At 72.5% G+C, this 1,458-nt stretch carries 1 protein-coding gene; it reads left to right on the plus strand.

Going from position 1 to position 1,458, the window contains the following annotated elements; all coding sequences use genetic code 11:
- Positions 1 to 1,458: polyketide synthase dehydratase domain-containing protein (locus ABD289_RS25110; RefSeq protein ID WP_344138112.1), on the plus strand; the 1,458-nt coding region annotated here is incomplete at both ends.

The raw sequence follows: 1,458 nt of genomic DNA on the forward strand, positions 1-1,458 counted from the left end.
AGCACGTGCGGGAAACCGTGCGCTTCGCCGATTCCGTCGCGCGTCTCGCCGACGCGGGCGTGAGCGCCTTCGTGGAGCTCGGACCGGACGGCGTGCTCAGCGCCATGGCCGCCGAATCCGCACCGGAGCACGCGGTGATCGCACCCGCCTTGCGCAAGGACCACGACGAGGAGACCGCGCTCGTCACCGCGCTGGCCCGCCTCCACACGGCCGGGGTGACCCCGCGGTGGGAGACGTTGTTCGCGGGCACGGGTGCTCGCCAGGTCGACCTGCCCACCTACGCGTTCGAGCGCCGGTGGTTCTGGCCCGACACGTCGGGCCCTTCGGGCGATGTGCGCGGTGCAGGCCTGGAATCGGTGGAGCATCCGCTGCTGGGCGCCGGAGCCGAGCTCGCGGGATCGGACGGGTTCCTGTTCACCAGCCGGTTGTCCGTGCGGTCGCAGCCCTGGCTGGCCGATCACGTCGTGCGGGGGCAGGTGATCGTGCCAGGAGCCGCCCTGGTGGAGCTGGCGATTCGCGCCGCTGACGAAGCGGGATGCGGGCGGATCGAGGAGCTGACGATGGCGGCCCCGGTGGTCTTGCCGGAGCAGGGCGCACTGCAGCTGCAGCTGCGCGTCGGACCCGACGAGGATTCCGGGCACCGCTCCATCACCATCCACAGCAGGCCCGAGAACGACGCGGAGCTGCCCTGGGCGCAGCACGCCGTCGGGCTGCTCGCGGCCGAGGAACTGCTCACCACCTTCGACACCGCGGTGTGGCCGCCCGCGGACGCCGAACCGGTGGAGATCACCGGTTTCTACGAGCGCTTGGCCGAGTCCGGCTTCGACTACGGTTCCGCGTTCCGAGGGCTGCGCAGGGCGTGGCGGCTCGGTGACGAGGTCTTCGCGGAGGTCGTGCTGCCCGAGGAGGTGGAAACCTCCGGATTCGGCCTGCACCCCGCGCTGCTGGACGCGAGCTTGCACGCGCTCGGGTTCGCGGGCGAGCAGGCGTCCGCCGGGGTCGTGCCGTTCTCCTGGCGGGGGATCTCGCTGCACGCCTCGGGCGCCTCCCAACTTCGGGTGCGGATGTCCGTCGCCGCGGACGGGTCGATGGGAATCGCGCTCGCCGACTCCGGCGGCGCTCAGGTGGCGTCGGTGGACTCCTTGGTGGTGCGCGAGTTCGCGCCCGCCGAGCTCGACGACGCGCAGGTATCGCGCGATTCGCTGTTCGAGCTGGACTGGGTACCGGTCGCCGCCTCGACGAACTCGGCCCGCCCGGCCTGGGATGTCCTCGGCCCGGACCCGGTGGGGCTGCCGGGGCCGGAGCGCGCGAATCTGGCGAGCACCGAGGCCGGTGTGGTGCTGGCTCCGGTCGCGCACGAGCCCGTCGACGACGTTGCGGGTGCGGCGCGCCGAGCGACTTCGCGCGTGTTGGGTCTGGTGCAGGAGTGGTTGGTCGAGGAGCGGTTCGCGGGGTCGC

The sequence above is a fragment of the Saccharopolyspora halophila genome, from assembly GCF_039531955.1.
GTDB lineage: Bacteria > Actinomycetota > Actinomycetes > Mycobacteriales > Pseudonocardiaceae > Saccharopolyspora > Saccharopolyspora halophila.